The sequence below is a fragment of the Streptomyces sp. Tu 3180 genome (assembly GCF_009852415.1).
Classification (GTDB): Bacteria; Actinomycetota; Actinomycetes; order Streptomycetales; family Streptomycetaceae; genus Streptomyces.
Window position 1 is genome coordinate 2,882,087 of the sequence record NZ_WOXS01000002.1, and the last position, 17,998, is coordinate 2,900,084.

General features: G+C 72.7%; 16 protein-coding genes and 2 tRNA genes. 3 read left to right on the forward strand and 15 right to left on the reverse strand.

Translation table 11 applies throughout. The features are described 5' to 3' along the window. Positions 1 to 47: 47 nt before the first annotated feature. Positions 48 to 2,933: a leucine--tRNA ligase gene (leuS, locus tag GL259_RS13960; protein ID WP_159532649.1), complete on the reverse strand. Its 2,886-nt coding sequence runs from the start codon at positions 2,931 to 2,933 to the stop codon at positions 48 to 50. Positions 2,934 to 3,451: 518 nt separating this feature from the next. On the opposite strand from leuS, the gene GL259_RS13965 reads away from it, so the two are divergent. Both GL259_RS13965 and GL259_RS13970 read left to right on the forward strand, forming a co-directional pair. Beyond that, positions 3,452 to 4,702, forward strand: coding sequence for a ferric reductase-like transmembrane domain-containing protein (locus GL259_RS13965; RefSeq protein ID WP_159532651.1), 1,251 nt, complete (start codon positions 3,452 to 3,454; stop codon positions 4,700 to 4,702). Continuing rightward, positions 4,699 to 6,309 (forward strand): NADH-quinone oxidoreductase subunit NuoF family protein, encoded by a 1,611-nt coding sequence (locus tag GL259_RS13970; protein ID WP_159532653.1) that lies wholly within the window; start codon positions 4,699 to 4,701, stop codon positions 6,307 to 6,309. Before GL259_RS13965 ends, GL259_RS13970 begins: the two co-directional genes overlap by 4 nt. Positions 6,310 to 6,382: 73 nt before the next feature. Here GL259_RS13970 and GL259_RS13975 read toward each other — a convergent pair. The 9 genes from GL259_RS13975 to GL259_RS37655 all read right to left on the reverse strand — a co-directional run bounded on the left by GL259_RS13975 (position 6,383) and on the right by GL259_RS37655 (position 11,342). Next, positions 6,383 to 6,455 (reverse strand) — tRNA-Ala (locus GL259_RS13975). Between the two features lie 126 nt (positions 6,456 to 6,581). Beyond that, entirely contained in the window at positions 6,582 to 6,815 is a 234-nt protein-coding gene (locus GL259_RS13980) for a hypothetical protein (protein WP_006136074.1), read from the reverse strand. Positions 6,816 to 6,818: 3 nt separating this feature from the next. Further along, a complete protein-coding gene (locus GL259_RS13985; RefSeq protein ID WP_159532655.1) occupies positions 6,819 to 6,992 on the reverse strand; it encodes a hypothetical protein in 174 nt (57 codons plus the stop codon). Positions 6,993 to 7,192: 200 nt separating this feature from the next. Beyond that, positions 7,193 to 7,265, reverse strand: a tRNA-Ala gene (locus tag GL259_RS13990). A 132-nt stretch (positions 7,266 to 7,397) separates the two neighbouring features. Beyond that, positions 7,398 to 8,072, reverse strand: coding sequence for a histidine phosphatase family protein (locus tag GL259_RS13995; protein WP_166461489.1), 675 nt, complete (start codon positions 8,070 to 8,072; stop codon positions 7,398 to 7,400). Beyond that, positions 8,063 to 8,518, reverse strand: a complete 456-nt coding sequence (gene rsfS, locus GL259_RS14000; protein WP_159532659.1) for a ribosome silencing factor — start codon at positions 8,516 to 8,518, stop codon at positions 8,063 to 8,065. The genes GL259_RS13995 and rsfS overlap by 10 nt, the downstream gene beginning before the upstream one ends. 95 nt (positions 8,519 to 8,613) lie before the next feature. Next, a complete protein-coding gene (locus tag GL259_RS14005; RefSeq protein ID WP_159532661.1) occupies positions 8,614 to 10,368 on the reverse strand; it encodes an LCP family protein in 1,755 nt (584 codons plus the stop codon). A gap of 16 nt (positions 10,369 to 10,384) precedes the next feature. After that, the gene (gene nadD / locus GL259_RS14010) at positions 10,385 to 11,098 is read right to left on the reverse strand and encodes a nicotinate-nucleotide adenylyltransferase (RefSeq protein WP_159532663.1); all 714 of its coding nucleotides are present in this window, start codon (positions 11,096 to 11,098) and stop codon (positions 10,385 to 10,387) included. Positions 11,099 to 11,177: 79 nt separating this feature from the next. Next, positions 11,178 to 11,342, reverse strand: a complete 165-nt coding sequence (locus GL259_RS37655) for a hypothetical protein (RefSeq protein WP_166461490.1) — start codon at positions 11,340 to 11,342, stop codon at positions 11,178 to 11,180. A gap of 285 nt (positions 11,343 to 11,627) precedes the next feature. Here GL259_RS37655 and GL259_RS14015 point away from each other — a divergent pair, with 285 nt between their 5' ends. Beyond that, complete coding sequence (locus GL259_RS14015; RefSeq protein WP_159532665.1) at positions 11,628 to 12,752, forward strand: M48 family metallopeptidase; 1,125 nt, start codon at positions 11,628 to 11,630, stop codon at positions 12,750 to 12,752. Positions 12,753 to 12,918: 166 nt separating this feature from the next. Here GL259_RS14015 and GL259_RS14020 read toward each other — a convergent pair whose 3' ends face one another. The 5 genes from GL259_RS14020 to proB form a co-directional block, all read right to left on the reverse strand. Next, positions 12,919 to 14,007 carry a hypothetical protein gene (locus GL259_RS14020; RefSeq protein WP_159532667.1) on the reverse strand — a complete coding sequence of 363 codons (1,089 nt, stop codon included), beginning with the start codon at positions 14,005 to 14,007 and terminating at the stop codon, positions 12,919 to 12,921. A gap of 100 nt (positions 14,008 to 14,107) precedes the next feature. Beyond that, positions 14,108 to 14,698, reverse strand: coding sequence for a hypothetical protein (locus GL259_RS14025; protein WP_159532669.1), 591 nt, complete (start codon positions 14,696 to 14,698; stop codon positions 14,108 to 14,110). Positions 14,699 to 14,792: 94 nt separating this feature from the next. Continuing rightward, positions 14,793 to 16,079, reverse strand: a complete 1,287-nt coding sequence (locus tag GL259_RS14030) for a glutamate-5-semialdehyde dehydrogenase (protein ID WP_159532671.1) — start codon at positions 16,077 to 16,079, stop codon at positions 14,793 to 14,795. A gap of 80 nt (positions 16,080 to 16,159) precedes the next feature. Continuing rightward, on the reverse strand, positions 16,160 to 16,618 hold the full coding sequence (locus tag GL259_RS14035) for a hypothetical protein (protein WP_159538627.1): 459 nt from the start codon (positions 16,616 to 16,618) through the stop codon (positions 16,160 to 16,162). Between the two features lie 141 nt (positions 16,619 to 16,759). After that, positions 16,760 to 17,866, reverse strand: a complete 1,107-nt coding sequence (proB, locus tag GL259_RS14040) for a glutamate 5-kinase (RefSeq protein WP_159538629.1) — start codon at positions 17,864 to 17,866, stop codon at positions 16,760 to 16,762. Positions 17,867 to 17,998 lie beyond the last annotated feature (132 nt).

The following is a 17,998-nucleotide window of genomic DNA, read 5'->3' on the forward strand; positions in this document are numbered from 1 at the left end:
TCACGCCCGGCGGAGATCACCCCGGGTGCCCGGCCGGCCGGCGTGCGTCACGCCGGGACGATGTTCACCAGCTTGGGCGCCCGCACGATCACCTTGCGGATGCCGGCCCCGTCCAGCGCGGCGACGACCTTCTCGTCGGCCAGCGCGGCCTTCTCCAGCTCGTCCTCGGAGATCGACGGCGAGACCTCCAGCCGCGCCTTGACCTTGCCCTTGATCTGCACGACGCAGGTCACGGTCTCGTCGACCACGTACGCCGGGTCGGCCACCGGGAAGTCCTGGTGGACGACCGAGTCGGTGTGCCCCAGCCTGCGCCACAGCTCCTCGGCGATGTGCGGGGCCAGCGGCGCGACCATCAGCACCAGCGGCTCGGCCACGGAGCGCGGCACGGCGCCACCGGCCTTGGTCAGGTGGTTGTTCAGCTCGGTGACCTTGGCGATGGCGGTGTTGAAGCGCATGTTCTCCAGGTCGCCGCGCACACCGTCGATCGCCTTGTGCAGGGCGCGCAGGGTGTCCTCGTCGATGTCGGCGTCCTCGACGTCGACGACGGTGACCTCGCCGGTCGCCTCGTCGACGATGTTGCGCCACAGCCGCTGCAGCAGCCGGAACTGACCGACCACCGCGCGGGTGTCCCAGGGGCGCGACACGTCCAGCGGGCCCATCGCCATCTCGTACAGGCGCAGCGTGTCGGCGCCGTACTCGGCGCAGATCTCGTCCGGGGTGACCGCGTTCTTCAGGGACTTGCCCATCTTGCCCAGCAGCCGGGAGACCTTCTCGCCCTGGTACCAGTAGGCGCCGTCGCGCTCCTCCACCTCGGCGGCCGGCACCGCGATGCCCCGGCTGTCGCGGTAGACGTAGGCCTGGATCATGCCCTGGTTGAACAGCTTGTGGAACGGCTCGGCCGACGACACGTGGCCCAGGTCGTACAGCACCTTGGACCAGAAGCGGGCGTACAGCAGGTGCAGCACGGCGTGTTCGGCGCCGCCGACGTACAGGTCGACGCCGCCGTGCGGCATGCCCTCGCGCGGGCCCATCCAGTACTGCTCGACGGCCGGGTCGACCAGCTTCTCGGAGTTGTGCGGGTCCAGGTAGCGCAGCTCGTACCAGCAGGAACCGGCCCAGTTGGGCATGGTGTTGGTCTCGCGGCGGTACTTCTTCGGTCCGTCGCCCAGGTCCAGGGTGACGTTGACCCAGTCCTCGTTGCGCGACAGCGGCGTCTCGGGCTGGGTGTCCGCGTCGTCCGGGTCGAAGGTGCGCGGGCTGTAGTCCTCGACCTCGGGCAGCTCCAGCGGCAGCATCGACTCGGGCAGGGCGTGGGCGACGCCGTCCTCGTCGTAGACGATCGGGAAGGGCTCGCCCCAGTAGCGCTGGCGGCTGAACAGCCAGTCGCGCAGGCGGAAGTTGACGGTGCCCTCGCCGAAGCCCTCGCTCTCCAGCCACTCGGTGATGCGGGCCTTGGCCTCGACGACGCCCAGGCCGTCCAGGGAGACGCCGGCGCCGCTGGAGTTCATGATCTTCGCGTCGTACGACGCGAAGGCGTCGTCCCACGCGGCCGGGTCGGTGCCGCGGCCGTCGGTCGGCTCCACCACGCAGCGGACGGGCAGCTCGAAGGCGCGCGCGAACGCGAAGTCGCGCGAGTCGTGGCCGGGGACGGCCATGATCGCGCCGGTGCCGTAGCCCATCAGGACGTAGTCGGCGATGAAGACGGGCACCTGCTCGCCGTTGACCGGGTTGGTGGCGTACGCGCCGATGAAGACGCCGGTCTTGTCCTTGGCCTCGGCCTGCCGCTCGACGTCGGACTTCGAGGCGGCCTGCGCGCGGTAGGCGGCGACGGCCTCGGCCGGGGTCGCGTGGCCGCCGGTCCACACCTCGTGGGTGCCCTCGGGCCAGGCGGCCGGGGTGAACTTCTCCACCAGCGGGTGCTCGGGGGCCAGCACCATGTAGGTCGCGCCGAACAGGGTGTCGGGGCGGGTGGTGAACACGGTGATGCGCTCGCCGTCGATGGGGAAGTCGACGCGGGCGCCCTCGGAGCGGCCGATCCAGTTGCGCTGCTGCAGCTTGATGGCCTCGGGCCAGTCCAGCGCGTCCAGGTCCTCCAGCAGCCGGTCGGCGTACGCCGTGATCCGCATGTTCCACTGGCGCAGCTTGGCCTTGAAGACGGGGAAGTTGCCGCGCTCGGAGCGGCCCTCGGCGGTGACCTCCTCGTTGGCCAGCACGGTGCCCAGGCCGGGGCACCAGTTGACGGGCGCGTCGGAGGCGTAGGCCAGGCGGAACCCGCCCAGGACGTCGGCGCGCTCGGCCTCGCTCAGCTCGCTCCACGCGCGCGCGTGGCCCGGTACGGGGCGCTCACCGGACGCGAACTGCTCGATCAGCTCGGCGATCGGGCGGGCCTTCCCCGCCTCCTCGTCGTACCAGGAGTCGAAGATCTGCAGGAAGATCCACTGGGTCCACTTGTAGTAGTCCGGGTCGATCGTGGCGAACGACCGGCGCTTGTCGTGGCCCAGGCCCAGCCGGCGCAGCTGGGACTTCATGTTCTCCATGTTGGCTTCGGTGGACACGCGCGGGTGCGTGCCGGTCTGCACGGCGTACTGCTCGGCGGGCAGGCCGAAGGCGTCGAAGCCCAGGGTGTGCAGGACGTTGTGCCCGGTCATGCGCTGGAAGCGGGCGTAGACGTCGGTGGCGATGTAGCCCAGCGGGTGGCCGACGTGCAGTCCCGCACCGGAGGGGTACGGGAACATGTCCATGATGAACTTCTTGGGCCGGGCGACCGTCTCCGGGTCGCCCGCCAGGTCGCCCTCGGGGTTGGGAGCGGCGTAGGTGCCCTCGGCGTCCCAGAAGTCCTGCCAGCGTGCCTCGATCTCGGCCGCCAGGGCGGCCGTGTAGCGGTGCGGCGCGGCCTCCGCGGCTGCGGTGGCAGCGGGGTTCGTCTCGCTCATGATCCTCAATGCTCCATCGATCGTCTCTGCCTGCTGCTGCGACTTCCTGGAAATGAAAAATCCCCTCGCACAGGAGGGGACGCCGCGCCGATTCCGACCGGCCGGTCACCGGCGGTCGGGACTGATCAGCGCGGCTCGCTAAGCAGGAGGCGTACGGCACGCATGGCGCAAGGGTACCGCAGGGCCCGAGCGCGCCGCGACGCTCTTCCCCGGGACGCGCGGGACCGGCGGGTCGTCCCCGCCCGGCCGGTGCACCCGCACCGCGACCGAATGTTACTTCGCGTAACAGACGCTAAAGGACGCCGCAACGACCACATTGTCTTTTGATAACAGCGTAATAACTCAAACCTCGTACTCATCGGTATGACCGGGCTTAGAGTGCGGCGCGGGACCGCTTTACCGAACCCTCGGAGTTGCCCCATGAACCGTCGTCCAGACAGCAGCCCACCCCCCGCACGGGGCCGGTCGGCTGCGGCTCCGTCGTGCCCGCTCCGAGTCGTGACGCGGGGAGGTGGGTCGTGAGGCCGGACGACAGCACGGCGGACGACTGGTTCGCCGAGTTCCTCAACTTCGGCGTGGGCGTCCTGTCGCTCGTCTGCCTCAGCTGCTCGGTGATCTGGGGGCTCGTCGCCCAGGACCGGATCCTGCTCGGCCCGCGCCAGCGGATCCTGGCGCAGGCGGTGCACCGGACGACCGCGGTCGCCTCGATCGCCTTCCTGCTGGTGCACGTCGTCATCAAGCTGGCGCTGGACCACACCACCTGGATCGCCGCGGTGATCCCCTTCGGACTGGTCCTCACCGACGACGAGACCGTCACCGGCAGGGCCTTCCTGATCGGCCTGGGCACCACCGCCGGCCTGCTGATGTTCTTCGTCGGCGTCACCGGCGTGCTGCGCAACCGCTTCGCCTCGCCGGCCCCCGTCGCGGCCCGCTGGCGGGCCATGCACATGCTGGCCTATCCGGCCTGGTGCGCCGCGCTGGTGCACGGGCTCTACGCGGGTCGAGCCGCGAAGCCGGTCTTCGTCGTCCTCTACGGCCTGTCCGTGGTCGGCGTCATGGCGGCCCTCGTCCTGCGGGCCGCCCCGCGCCCGGTCAAGCGCAAGGTCGCCGACCGGATCACCGCCCTGCTCGGCACCACCGGGCAGCCGGGCCGCGAGGACCCGCAGGAGGGCGGCCCGGGGGCGCCCCTGCCCGGCTTCGGGGAACGGCGCGGCTCCCGGTCGCGCGGCGGCCGGGGACGCGGCGACCGGCCGGGCGGGAGCGGACCGCTGTACGAGACCGCCGAACGGCCGGCCGCCGCGGAGCCGGCGAACGGCTTCGCGGCCGCCTACCGCGCGGTCTCGGCGCCCTCCGAACCGCGCCGGCAGCCCCTCTTCGCGGACCGGACCGCCCCCATGGACCTGCCGCTGGACCTGCAGCCCACGCAGACCGTGCCGCGCGTGGACGGCCCGTCCAGCACCTCGGGCAACTGGCCGATCCCGTCCCCGCCGCCGGTCGGCGAGGCCCCGCCGTCGGCGTACGACCCGCTCAACGACACCGGACACACCGTCCCGGTCCAGGGCAATCCGGTCGGCTCCGGGTACGGCTCGAGTGATGTGTACGACACCGGTGAGACGAACACCCTCTACGGCACGTACAACCCGGATGACACGTACAACAGCGGTCCCGCCACTGAAACACTCCCCGGTGCGTCGCCCTCGTCGTCCTACGACTTCGGCGCACCGGGTTCGGGCGAACCTTGGAACACGCCGTCCGGAGGCTACAAGTGAACGAGGCTCTGCCCGACGTACCCGAAGTCCGCGTGGTCGGCCTTCCCCAGCTCACGTCGGGTTTCGACCTTGTCGACCGGCTCGACCTGCCCATGCACCTGAAGGTGCACGGGCCGCTCGAGCCCCTGGGCGGCGAGCAGCTCGCGCAGCTCGCCGAACGCATCAACCTCAGGGGCCGCGGCGGCGCGGGTTTCCCCTTCCACAAGAAGCTGCGCTCGGTCGCCGAAGCGGCGATCAAGCGCGGCGTCCGGCCGGTCGTCGTCGTCAACGGCAGTGAGGACGAACCGGCCTGCCGCAAGGACACGGTGCTGATCAACCGTGCCCCGCACCTCATCCTGGACGGCGCGCTGCTGTGCGCCGAGGCCATGGGCGCCCGCACGCTCGTGGTGGGGGTCACCCGGGAGTCCACCCAGCGCTCCATGGAGGCCGCGCTCGCCGAACGCGGCCTGAGCAACGGGCGCCGCTCCGCGCTGCGCGCCCGGGTGCAGCGCAACCCGGTCCGCATGGTCACGGGTGCGGCGGCCTCCCTGATCCGCTCCATCGACGGCGGCCCGGCGATCCCGCCGGGCCGCAAGGTCAGCGCCTCCAGGAGCGGCGTCGGCGGCGCGCCCACGCTGCTGTCCAACGCCGAGACCTTCGCCCAGCTCGCCATCGCCGCCCGCATCGGCCCGGAGCGCTACGGCAACACCGGCCTGTACGACGAGCCGGGCACGGTGATGCTCACGGTGTCCGGGGCGGTGGCCCGCCCCATGGTGATCGAGGTGCCGACCGGGGTGCCGCTGCGCTACGTGCTCCAGCTCGCCGGCGCGCCGCCGGTGCCGCAGGGCGTGCTGACGGGCGGCTACCACGGCAAGTGGATCGACGCGGCGAGCGTCAACGAGGCGATCGTCTCCCGCAACTCCCTGGACGCGGTGGGTGGTTCGCTGGGCGCGGGAGCCATCCTGCCGATCAGTCAGGACACCTGCCCGCTGGGCGAGTCGCTGCGGGTGGCGCAGTGGCTGGCGGAGGAGAGCGCCGGCCAGTGCGGCCCCTGCTACCTGGGCCTGCCGGCCGCCGCGCGCGGCATGGAGGACATCCTCAACGGAGGCGGCCCGGCCGCCCTGGAGGCGCTCAAGCAGGTCGCCAGGAACGTCAAGCGGCGCGGCGCCTGTTCGCATCCGGACGGCTCCGCGATGTTCCTGGAGTCGACCGTCAAGGCGTTCACCGACGACCTCGCCGCGCACGTCCTCGGCAACGGCTGCGGACGGCCCGTGGCGGGCGTCCTGCCGCTCTTCGAGGGGGGCAGGGCCCCGACCGGCATCCCGGGCGGCCAGTCCGAGGAGAACGGCCCCAGCCGCCAGAAGATCTACGTCGACTGGACGCTGTGCCGGGGCCACGGCCTGTGCGCGGACATCCTCCCGGAGGTCTTCCAGCTCGGCGCGGACGGCTTCCCGACGGTGGCCCAGGCCCAGGTGCCGCGCTACGCCGAGGCCAAGGCGCTGCGCGCGGTGCGCCGCTGCCCGGCGCTGGCCCTGCGCATCGAGGACGAGGCGCCCCAGGCCAAGGGCCCGTCCCGGAACCTGCCGGTGCTCTCGCAGGGCCGCGGCCGGCGCGCCCTGGGCCGCTGACGCGGCCGGCGGGCACGCGGGCACGACGAGCGAGGGCGGATCATCCATCCGGATGATCCGCCCTCGACTTCTGTGGAGCTAAGGAGAATTGAACTCCTGACCTCCTGCATGCCATGCAGGCGCTCTACCAACTGAGCTATAGCCCCTTGCTTTGTTCCGCCCGGTTTCCCCGGCGGCGACGCCAACATTACACGGTCACCCCGGGCCAACACCAAATCGGTTTCGCTTCACGGCTCTTTGTCCGAAATGCCCGTACAGGTGTCCGACGGCCGTCACGCCGTGACGAACGAATAGAAACGCTTGAGCGTGCAGTGCTCCTCCAGGAGCCGGCCGTAGATCGGCTCCCCCTCGAGTTCGCGGTACGTCTCGATGGGGTCGCCTTTTATGATCAGCGCCCGCGCGCACTCCTCGCACCAGTACTGGTAGTCGGGGTTGATCGGCTCCATGTCGCGGACGATCGGCGTCCCGCTGCCGCACCAGTCGCACTTCCGCCTGTGTGCACCCATCGATCAGCTCCAGCTGTGGCCGCAGGCCGTGCACACGTAGGAGACCCCGCCGTTGTCGCCGAGCACCTGGGCGACGCGCGCGGAGCCGCAGGAGGGACAGCCGAGGCGGGTGGAGGTCCGTCGCGTCGACACCGCTCCGAGGAGGCGATCGACCTCCTCGAGGATGCTCGCAGGCATCACAACTCCCTCCCGTCGGGCCGCGCCCCCTTCCGGCCGTTTGATTCTGCCACGACCGGGCCGACACGGTCAGCGACGCCGGGGTACCGGTCGGGACACGACCCGGCGCCTCGTCGAGGTATACGCCTGTGGGAGCCGTACCGCTCAAGGGAACGACGAAAAAATCCCGCCCCCCTGTGGGGGGCGGGATCTTCACGGTGTGGAGCTAAGGAGAATTGAACTCCTGACCTCCTGCATGCCATGCAGGCGCTCTACCAACTGAGCTATAGCCCCTTGCCTCCACGCGGCGAAGCCGCCTGGTGTTTCGCTCCGCTCGGCGGGGCGAACAAGAAGAACTTTAGCCTGCGACCTGCCGGAAAGTGAAATCCGGGTCCCGGGGCCGGTCCGGAGCCGGTCCCGGGAGCCTCAGTCGTCGTCGCCGAGCACCGGCTCCGGCAGGGTGCCGGCGTTGTGCTCGAGCAGCCGCCAGCCGCGGACGCCCTCGCCGAGGACGGACCAGCAGCAGTTGGTGAGGCCGCCCAGGCTCTCCCAGTTGTGCGGCTCCAGGCCGAGCAGCCGGCCGATGGTGGTGCGGATGGTGCCGCCGTGGCTGACCACGACGAGCGTGCCGTCCTCGGGGAGCTTCTCGACGTGCCTCAGCACGACGGGGGCGGCGCGGTCGGCGACCTCGGTCTCCAGTTCGCCACCGCCCCGGCGCACCGGCTCGCCGCGCTTCCACGCGGCGTACTCCTCGCCGTACCGGGCGATGATCTCGTCGTGCGTCAGGCCCTGCCAGACGCCCGCGTAGGTCTCGCGCAGGCCCTCGTCGAGGGCGACCTCCAGACCGGTGAGCGCGGCGAGTTCCGCGGCGGTGTCCGCCGCCCGCTTCAGGTCGGAGGCGACGATCGCGTCCGGCCGGAGTCCCGCGAGCAGCCGGGCGGCCCGGCGGGCCTGCGAGACACCGGTCTCGGTGAGCTCCACGTCCGTGGAGCCCTGGAAGCGGCGCTCCACGTTCCAGGAGGTCTGGCCGTGCCGCCACAGGATGACGCGGCGGCCCCGGCGCGCGGACCCGCCCGCCTCACCGGTGGCGCTCACCGCCACTCACCGCCCGGCCCGGTCGCCTCCTCGGCCTCCTCGGCCTGCTGCAGCCTGGCGTGCTCCGCGGCCTTGCCGCGGGTGGCCCGGGCGTCGGCGGGCAGCTCCAGCTCGGGGCAGTCCTTCCACAGCCGCTCCAGGGCGTAGAAGACGCGCTCCTCGCTGTGCTGGACGTGGACGACGATGTCGACGTAGTCGAGGAGCACCCAGCGGGCCTCGCGGTCGCCCTCGCGGCGGACCGGCTTGGCGCCGAGCTCCTTGTTCAGCCGCTCCTCGATCTCGTCGACGATGGACTTGACCTGGCGGTCGTTGGGCGCGGAGGCCAGCAGGAAGGCGTCGGTGATGGACAGCACGTCACTGACGTCGTAGGCGACGATGTCGTGCGCGAGCTTGTCGGCGGCCGCCTGGGCGGCGGTGGTGACGAGCTCGAGGGAACGGTCGGTTGCGGTCACTACAAGGCTTTCGGTCGGCGGTCACTTGCTCTCCAGGGTCTCACGGACCGCCGGGCGCGCCCCACGCGATTACGGGGCACGCCCTCACCGCGCCGCTACGACCCGGGCTCGTAGTCCTGGCCGAGGACGACCGAGACGCGGGCGTTCGCGGAGGTCTCGCCCTTGGTGACGGAGCCGGTGGGCAGCCCCAGGGTCTTGGCGACCTCGGTGGCGTTCTCCTTGTCGGCGGCGTTCGCGTAGACGACCTTCGAGGCCGTCTCCACGGTGGCGGCGGTGCCGGCCTCCATGAAGGTGAAACCGCCGTTGAGGAGGACCACGCGGGCCTGCTCGGTGCGGTCCTTCACCCCGGTGGCGTTGCGCACGGAGACGCTGACGGCGGCGTCCTTGTCGGGGCTCTTCGCGGTGCCGCCGAGGACGTCCTTGACCACGCTGTCGCTCGCCTGGGCGGTGAGCGTGCCGTCGTCCTGCACGGGCAGCAGCGCGGTCCTGTGGTCGCCGCCCTTGGCGAGGTCGGAGAGCCGGGCGAGGAAGGAGCCGAGGTCCTTGTCGGTCAGCGGCGGCTCGATGATCTGGCCGAGGGTCTGGATGGTGGTCGTCGCGGCGTCCGGGTCGGAGGTCATCTTGCGCAGGACACCGTGCATGACCTGCCCGAACCGCTCCAGCTGGGCGTTCGGGGACTCGCCGGGGGCGCGGTGGGTGGCGTAGGCGACGGCCATCTTGCCGCTGAGGGTCTGGCCCTCCCCCTTGCGGACCAGGGGGGCCTCGCCCTTCTTCTTGGCGTCCGGGTCGGGCACGTCGGTGTCGGTGTCGATCTCGATGTTGCCGACGAGGTCGACGAGGGTGAGCAGGAACGGGGTGTCCAGCCGCCAGGTGCCCTCGATGTCGGTGCCGAGGACCGAGTCGAGCGCGGTCCTGGTGCCCTCGGAGCCGTCGTCCTCGACCGACTTGGCGAGCGTGGTGGTGGTGCCGTCGTCGGCGGTGAGGGCGAGGGAGTTGGGCAGCAGGACGGTGGTGCCCTGCTTGGTGGTGGTGTTGTCGACGAGCAGCGCGGTGGCGGTGCCGCCGTTCGTGGTGTCGTGCAGGTGGACCACGATCACGTCGCGCTTCTGGGCGCCGGCGGCCGTGGTGGTGCCCGTGCCGGGGCCGGAGTCGGACAGGCCGGGCAGCTTCCCGGCGTACCAGAGGTAGCCGACGCCGCCGACGGCGACCAGGGCGAGGACCACGACCAGGGCGACGACCCGGCTGCGCGCGCGGCGCCGGGCCTCCTCGCGGCGCTCGGTGCGGTTCTCGGTGAACTTCAGCCAGTCGATGACGTCCTCGGAGTCGCCGTCCGGCTCCTCGACGAACGCGAACTGCTCGGTGCGGTACTCCGGCGCGGGCTCGTCGGGGGCCGTCCCGTCGTCGACCGGGCCGGCCTGCTGCGGGATGTGGGCGGTCTGCTCGGCGGCCCGGGGCTGCCGGCCGGTGACGGTGTGCGCGGCCCGGTCGTGCGCGGCCCGGTCGTGCGCGGTCTGGCCGTAGGGGTCGTACGGGGCCGTCGCCGGGCCGCCCTGGTGGGCGCCGGTCGCGTAGGGGTCGTGGGAGCCGTAGGAGTCGTAGGAGCCGTAGGAGGGCGCCTGCGGCTGCTGGGCGGTCCCGTAGGGGTCGTACGACGGCGCGGGCTGCTGCGGCCCGCCCGCGGCGTACGGGTCGTAGCCGTAACCCTGCTGTCCCTGCTGCCGGTACGGGTCGTACGGCTGCTGCTGGTCCGTGGCCTGGCGGTAGACGGGCCGGCCGTACTCGTCGTAGCCGACGAGCTCGTACGGGGTGGCCCCGTCGGTCCCGTGTCCCGCGTCGTATCGGTCGTTCACCGGTGCCCCTCTCGGCTCACTCGCCGCGGTACAGCTCGCGCTTGTCGATGTAGCGCACGACTCCGTCCGGCACCAGGTACCAGACGGGTTCTCCCTTGGCGACTCTCGCACGGCAGTCCGTCGAGGAGATGGCGAGGGCCGGAACCTCGACGAGCGAGACGCCGCCCTCGGGGAGGCCGGGGTCGGTCAGGTGGTGGCCGGGCCGGGTCACGCCGATGAAGTGGGCCAGGGAGAACAGCTCCTCGCTGTCGCGCCAGGTGAGGATCTGGGCGAGGGCGTCGGCGCCGGTGATGAAGAACAGGTCCGTGTCGGGGTTCAGCGCGCGCAGGTCGCGCAGGGTGTCCACGGTGTAGGTGGGGCCGCCGCGGTCGATGTCGATGCGGCTCACCGAGAACTGCGGGTTCTCGACGGTCGCGATGACCGTCATCAGGTAGCGGTCCTCGGCCGCGGAGACCGTGCGGTGGCTCTTCTGCCACGGCTGGCCGGTGGGGACGAAGACCACCTCGTCGAGGTGGAACTGCGCGGCGACCTCGCTGGCCGCCACCAGGTGCCCGTGGTGGATCGGGTCGAAGGTGCCGCCCATGACGCCGAGGCGGCGCTTGCCCGGCTCCTGCGGTCCGCCACCGGGTCCGCCGGCCGTCCGGCGGGGCACCGGGCGGCGCTCGGTGCCGCTCGCCGTCTCCTCGGTCGTGTCCTTCGCCGGACCGGTAGGCATGTCCTGCTCTCCCATGCGTGCAGACCCTACCGGCCCGGCCTGTGGACCCCGGCCGCCGGATGGGCCCCGGATGCCCGGACGGCCCGCGGCGGGCTCAGCGGTCGCGGTTGAAGCGGGTCGTGATCCACAGCAGGAGCAGCAGGATGAGCAGGGCGGCGCCACCGGTGACGTAGGGGTTGAGGCTCTCGTGGTTGCCGCCGTGCTCTCCGCCCTCGGCGGCGAGGGTGACCAACTGGGCAGCGGTGCTGGGGAAGCTCATCTTCGGCAGGACCTATCGCGTGTGGGCGGGACAAGGACGTCGGCTCATCGTAAGCGGGCGCCTTCGCGCCGATCACGCCGACTCCGCCGTTGCGGGGCGGCGGGCAACCTTCCCGGTGCCCCCGGTCGTCCTTCCGTCCGGAGCCGTGCCGCGGCGGACCACGCGGTGCCGTGCCCCTCCGCACTGCCCGTGCACGGCCCCTGCGCCTAGGCTGGGCTTCGCCTCGGAGGAACGAAGGGCCGCGCAAGGGGCCGCAGGAGTCACTCAGACGCACATGGGGGAAACATGTCCGACGGCCATCAGCACAACGGGCACGAGAGCGTGCCGAGCAGGCAGCGCAGGCGCTTCCCCGGAATCTCCTCGCGCGCGTACGAGCACCCGGCCGACCGCTCCGCGCTGGTGGCGCTGCGCAGGCTGAGCGGCTTCGACACGGTCTTCAAGGCCCTGAGCGGCCTGCTGCCCGAGCGCAGCCTCAGGCTGCTGTTCCTGTCCGACTCGGTGCGGGTCTCGGACCGGCAGTTCGCCCACCTCAACGACATGCTGCGGGACGCCTGCTACATCCTGGACCTGGAGAAGGTCCCGCCGATGTACGTCCACCAGGACCCGAACCCGAACGCCATGTGCATCGGCCTGGACGAGCCGATCATCGTGGTGACCACGGGACTGGTGGAGCTGCTCGACGAGGAGGAGATGCGGGCGGTCGTCGGGCACGAGGTCGGGCACGCGCTGTCCGGGCACTCGGTGTACCGGACGATCCTGCTGTTCCTGACCTCCCTCGCGGTCCGGGTCGCCTGGATCCCGCTCGGCAACGTCGCGATCATGGCGATCGTGACCGCGCTGCGCGAGTGGTTCCGCAAGTCGGAGCTGTCCGCGGACCGTGCGGGACTGCTGGTCGGCCAGGACCTCCAGGCCTCGATGCGCGGTCTGATGAAGATCGCGGGCGGCAACCACCTGCACGAGATGAACGTGGACGCGTTCCTGGAGCAGGCCGACGAGTACGAGGCCGGGGGCGACCTGCGCGACTCGGTGCTGAAGATCCTCAACGTGCTGCCCCGCTCCCACCCCTTCGCCACCGTGCGGGCGGCCGAGCTGAAGAAGTGGGCGGCCACGCGGGACCACCAGCGGATCATGGACGGCCACTACCCGCGCCGCGACGAGGACCGGGAGACCTCGGTGCGGGACTCGTGGCGGGAGTCGGCGAGCAGCTACGCCGACGAGGTGCGGACCTCCAGGGATCCGCTGATGAAGCTGGTCAGCGACATCGCGGGCGGCGCCGGGGACCTGGGCGACCGGGTCCGCCGCGGCTTCGGCGGCTTCACGTCCCCGGGGCCCAGGCCGCCGCGGGGCCCGCGGGAGCCGGGCACGCCGTCGGGCACGGAGGACGACGGCCCGCCGCGCGACGGCGCCTGAGGCACCGGCCCGGCGCGTGCTCCGGCCCCCGGACGTCCTCCGGGCTGCTCTGGCGTCCTCCGGGGCCCTGGCGTCCTCCGGGCGGCCCGCCGCCGGGTCGCCGCGGCATCCGGCGGGCGGGTGCGTCCGCCCGGCGGTCCGGTGTTCCTCGCCGGCGCCGGCCGGCTCACGGCTTCGGTTGCGCCTCCGCCGCCAGGGAACCGCACAGCGCCTGCGTACTGCCCGTGGCGTAGGGGTCGGTGCCGGCGGGGCCGCCCTCCTCGGCCGTGCGGCCGGCGAGGAGGGGGCGCAGCCGGGCGGCGGAGTCCTCGGCGCAGGACAGGGGGCCCGCCTGGACGCCGGAGAGGACCAGCCGGGTCTGGTGCAGACGCAGGTCGTCGCGGTCGAAGCGGAACAGCAGCTCGCGCCGGACCGTGAACAGGGAGGCCTCGGCGTCCCGGTCCGCGCCGGCCGGCCGCACCGCGTACACGAACGTGTGGTCCGTGGTGACCTCCAGGGTGGTGGAGTCGGTCTCGGCGGCCTGCATCGTGCCCTGGACCCGGATGCCGCGGTCGGCCAGCTCCACCCGGGAGGGGTCGAAGCGGACCAGCCATCCGGTGGGCGCGTGCCGTCCGTCGGCGGCGGGCCGGGCGAAGCTCCGGTCGAACTGGTCCAGCTGGTCGGGGGCGAGCAGCACCCGCACGGAGCGCCGCTCGCCGCCGGTGAGCACCTCGGGGTCGAGGGAGGACCGCACGAGGTAGTCCTTCGCGGTGAGCAGCGCGTTCACGACCTGGCCCTCCGAGAAGTGCGCGGTGCGCCGGGACGCCGGGAGCGTCACCCCGTCCCCGCCGACGCGGAACTGCGCCGCCGGACTGCTCGCGTACAGCTGGTCGGGGTCGGTGGCGCCGGGCACCTCGCCCCGGGGGGCGAGCGGGACGACGGTCATCCGCAGGGCCTCGGCCGGCTCCCTGACGGCGGGCGTCTGGTAGGGGTGGCGCACGCCCATGTAGACCGCGGTGCCGAAGGCCACGGCGATCAGGAGGAACAGGACCAGCGCCTGCCGGGACAGGCCCCGGCGCAGGGGCGGGCGGCGGCGCAGGGGCGGGCGGCGGCGCACGGCGGGCGCGTGGTCGGTGATGCGCTCCTGTGCGGAGTACTCCTGGAGCCGGGCAGCACGGACGAAGGACTCGTCGAAGACGACGGACCCGTACTCGTCCTCTCCACCTCCGGGGGTTCCCTCGGGCGTCCCCTCGGGTGGGTCCGAAGGCCCTCCCATGTTTTCAGGGTAGGTCCCGGGGAGAGCGGGTAAACGCCCTGCCGCGCGCCAAGTTCCGGCAGGTTCCCACCGAGGTGGCCGCCCGCTCCCGGGGCCGGTCTCAGGGGCTGCTCGGGATCACCGGGACGGTCGGCCGGGAGTAGTCGGCCGAGGCGGACGGGGCCGCCCCGCCGCCCTGCTCCGGGCCGGTGGAGGCGGGTGGCGGGACCTGGTCCTGGCGGTTGGAGGAGGCGCCCCGGTAGACGGCCGAGAAGGCGAGCGCGACCATGCCGACGCCCATCACCAGGGCGAGCATCCAGGCGATGGGACGGTGCCAGCGGACCTGCCTGGCGTACGGGCCCGGGGAGCCGTAGTCGTCCTCCGGGACGTCGGGGTCGTCGTCCGGGTCGTCGAAGCCGGGGGCGCCCCGGTAGCCGCCGTACCCGTCGTCGTACCGCTCGCCGCGCGCACGGGTCCGGCGGGCCTCGGCCTCGGAGGCCTCGGCTCTGGCCTGCGCGGCGGCCAGGAGGCGTTCGACGGCGGTCGGCTCGTGCACCTCGGCCGCGCGTACGAAGGCCTCGTCGAAGACCACGGAGGCGAACTCTTCGTCCGACACTCCGCGGTCGTGGTCGTCGTCGGGCTCCCAGCCGTCAGGGAACGGCGTGCCCCCCACGTCCTCCGGCACGGATCCAGAGTAGACCTGGGGGGTCAATTTGGGCAGACGGTATGGAAATTCATCCGTCTGTCGAGACGGCCCCGTCGCCGCCCGTACCGCGGCCTTCGCACCGCACGCGGACCGGCGCGGATCAGCGCCGCACGTGGCCGTCGCCGGTGACGATGTACTTCGTGCTGGTCAGCTCGGGCAGGCCCATCGGTCCCCGGGCGTGCAGCTTCTGCGTCGAGATGCCGATCTCCGCGCCGAAGCCGAACTGGCCGCCGTCGGTGAACCGGGTGGAGGCGTTCACGGCGACCGTGGTGGAGTCCACCAACTGGGTGAAGCGGCGGGCGGCCGCCTGCGAGGTGGTGACGATGGCCTCGGTGTGGCCGGAGGTCCACAGCCGGATGTGCTCCACCGCCCGGTCGAGGGAGTCGACGACGGCGGCGGCGATGTCGTGGGAGAGGTACTCGGTCTCCCAGTCCTCCGCGGTGGCCTCCACGACGGTGGCGCGGGAGTCCTTGGCGTACGCCATCACGCGTTCGTCGGCGTGCACGGTGACCCCGGCGTCGGCCAGGGCGTCCAGGGCGCGCGGCAGGAACTCGGGCGCGATGTCCTGGTGGACCAGCAGGGTCTCGGCGGCGTTGCAGACGCCGACCCGCTGGGCCTTGGAGTTGACCAGGATCTCCACCGCCATGTCGAGGTCGGCCGCCGCGTCGACGTAGACGTGGCAGTTGCCGGTGCCGGTCTCGATGACCGGGACGACCGACTCCTGGACGACCGTGTTGATCAGGGAGGCGCCGCCGCGCGGGATGAGCACGTCGACCAGGCCGCGGGCGCGCATCAGCTCGCGCACGCTGTCCCGGCTCTCGCCGGGCACCAGCTGCACGGCGTCGGCGGGCAGCCCGGACCCTCCCACGGCGTCCCGCAGCACGCGCACCAGAGCGGTGTTCGACCGGTAGGCGGAGGACGATCCGCGCAGCAGCACCGCGTTGCCGGACTTCAGGCAGAGGGCGGCGGCGTCGACCGTGACGTTGGGCCGGCCCTCGTAGATGATCCCGACGACGCCGAGCGGCACCCGGACCTGGCGCAGGTCGATGCCGTTGGGCAGCGTGGAGCCGCGGACGACCTCGCCGACCGGGTCGGGCAGCGCGGCCACGTCCCGCACGTCGGCCGCGATCGCGCGCACCCGCTCCGGGGTGAGCGTGAGCCGGTCGATCATGCCCTCGCCGACGCCGGTCTCGCGGGCCTTGGCCACGTCCTGGGCGTTGGCCTCGACGATCTCGCTCGTCCGGACCTCCAGCGCGTCCGCGATGGCGAGCAGCGCGTCGTCCTTCGCCGCGCGCGGCAGCGGCCCGAGGGTGGCGGCGGCGGCCTTGGCCCGGTAGGCGGCCTGGTTGACCGGGGACATCGAGTCGTACGGCGAGAGCGTGGTCATGAGGGAAGGGTAGTGCGGCCGGCGGGCCCCGTCGGCGGTCGTCCCGAACCCCGAGACACGTGTCCGCGACGGGACGGACGTCAGAACGGATGCACCCCGACGGGCGTCGCCGGGACCGGTCCGTACCCCGCGGCGACGCGCTGGTGGTAGGTGGCCCGGTCGATGACCTCCAGGCCGACGATCTCCCAGGGCGGCAGCCCCGCGGTCTGCCGGTGCTCGCCCCACAGGCGCAGCGCCACGGCGGCCGCGTCGTGCAGGTCGCGGGCCTCCTCCCAGTAGCGGATCTCCGCGTGGTCGTCGGCGTAGCGGCTGGTCAGCAGGAAGGGGTGGTCGTGGGCGAGCTGTTCCAGGGCCCGCCGGACCTCGGCGACCGGGATCGGTTCGCCGGAGACGGTGAGGGTGACGTGCCACAGGCGCGGGAGGTCGCGGGGTTCGCCGCCCGGGAACCGGCTCCCGGCCGCGACGCTGGTCAGGGGGCGCTCGTCACCGGCCGCGCGGGAGCCGGCACCGCCGCGAGACGACGTCGTCCCAGGGCGCACTCGTCTCACGACGGCCTCCTTCACGCGCGGACCGGCCGTGGGCCGGGCGGATGTGTCCCTGGGACAAAGTTGAGCAGGCCGCCGGAGATCGTGGGGCGGTTTTACGGAACGTCCACCACCGGGGGCGGACGATTCGGCGCATTACGGGTGCAGGACCACCAGGTCGTCCCTGTGCACGACCTCGCGCTCGTACTCCGGCCCGAGGTCCCGGGCGAGTTCGCGGGTCGAACGGCCGATCAGGAGGGGGATCTCCTTGGCGTCGAAGTTGACGAGTCCGCGCGCCACCGCCCGCCCCTCGCCGTCCCGCAGCTCGACCGGGTCGCCCGCGCTGAACTCGCCCTCGACGCCGGCGATGCCGGCCGGCAGCAGCGACTTGCGGCGCTGCACGACCGCGCGCACCGCCCCGTCGTCCAGGGTGAGCGAGCCCTGCGGGGTGGACGCGTGCTGGAGCCACAGCAGCCGGTCGGCGGAGCGCTTGCCGGTGGGGTGGAAGTAGGTGCCGGTGTCGCCGCCGGCGAGCGCGTCGGCGGCGTGGACCGCGCTGGTCAGCACCACCGGGATGCCGGCGGCGGCGGCGATCCGGGCGGCCTCGACCTTGGTGACCATGCCGCCGGTGCCGACGCCGGCCTTGCCGGCGCTGCCGATCTCGACGTGGGCGAGGTCCCCGGGGCCGCGCACCTCCGAGATCCGGGAGGTGCCGGGCCTGGCGGGGTCGCCGTCGTACACGCCGTCCACGTCCGACAGCAGCACCAGCAGGTCGGCGTGGACCAGATGGGCGACGAGGGCGGCGAGGCGGTCGTTGTCGCCGAAGCGGATCTCGTCGGTGGCGACGGTGTCGTTCTCGTTGACGACCGGGAAGGCGCCCATCGCCAGCAGCTTGTCGAGGGTGCGGGAGGCGTTGCGGTGGTGGGCGCGGCGGCTCATGTCGTCGGAGGTCAGCAGCACCTGGCCGACCCGGACGCCGTAACGGGCGAAGGAGGCGGTGTAGCGGGCGACCAGCAGGCCCTGGCCGACGCTGGCGGCGGCCTGCTGGCGGGCGAGGTCCTCGGGCCGGCGGCGCAGGCCCAGCGGGGCGAGACCGGCGGCGATGGCACCGGAGGAGACCAGGACGATCTCCCGCTCCCCGCCGCTGCGGACCTTGGCGAGCACGTCGACGAGCGCGTCGACGCGGTCGGCGTCCAGACCGCCCGCCGCGGTGGTCAGCGACGAGGAGCCGACCTTGACGACGATCCTGCGGGCCTCGCCCACGACCTGCCTTGCCCCTGCCACCCTGCCGCCCGTCCCCTCACGTCGATCGGTCGCCCGTCAGGCAATCTACGCGAAGCGGGGCGCGCGGCGCGCGCCGGTCCAGCCTCCGGACATCCGGTGGGTAACGGTTCG

What these genes read in the sequence shown, in the direction of transcription:
- leuS (WP_159532649.1), bottom strand. Translation starts at nt 2,933, where the DNA reads ATGAGCGAGACGAACCCCGCTGCCACCGCAGCCGCGGAGGCCGCGCCG.
- GL259_RS13980 (WP_006136074.1), bottom strand. Translation starts at nt 6,815, where the DNA reads ATGGGTGCACACAGGCGGAAGTGCGACTGGTGCGGCAGCGGGACGCCG.
- GL259_RS13985 (WP_159532655.1), bottom strand. Translation starts at nt 6,992, where the DNA reads ATGCCTGCGAGCATCCTCGAGGAGGTCGATCGCCTCCTCGGAGCGGTG.
- nadD (WP_159532663.1), bottom strand. Translation starts at nt 11,098, where the DNA reads ATGGGAGAGCAGGACATGCCTACCGGTCCGGCGAAGGACACGACCGAG.
- GL259_RS37655 (WP_166461490.1), bottom strand. Translation starts at nt 11,342, where the DNA reads ATGAGCTTCCCCAGCACCGCTGCCCAGTTGGTCACCCTCGCCGCCGAG.
- GL259_RS14015 (WP_159532665.1), top strand. Translation starts at nt 11,628, where the DNA reads ATGTCCGACGGCCATCAGCACAACGGGCACGAGAGCGTGCCGAGCAGG.
- GL259_RS14020 (WP_159532667.1), bottom strand. Translation starts at nt 14,007, where the DNA reads ATGGGAGGGCCTTCGGACCCACCCGAGGGGACGCCCGAGGGAACCCCC.
- GL259_RS14030 (WP_159532671.1), bottom strand. Translation starts at nt 16,079, where the DNA reads ATGACCACGCTCTCGCCGTACGACTCGATGTCCCCGGTCAACCAGGCC.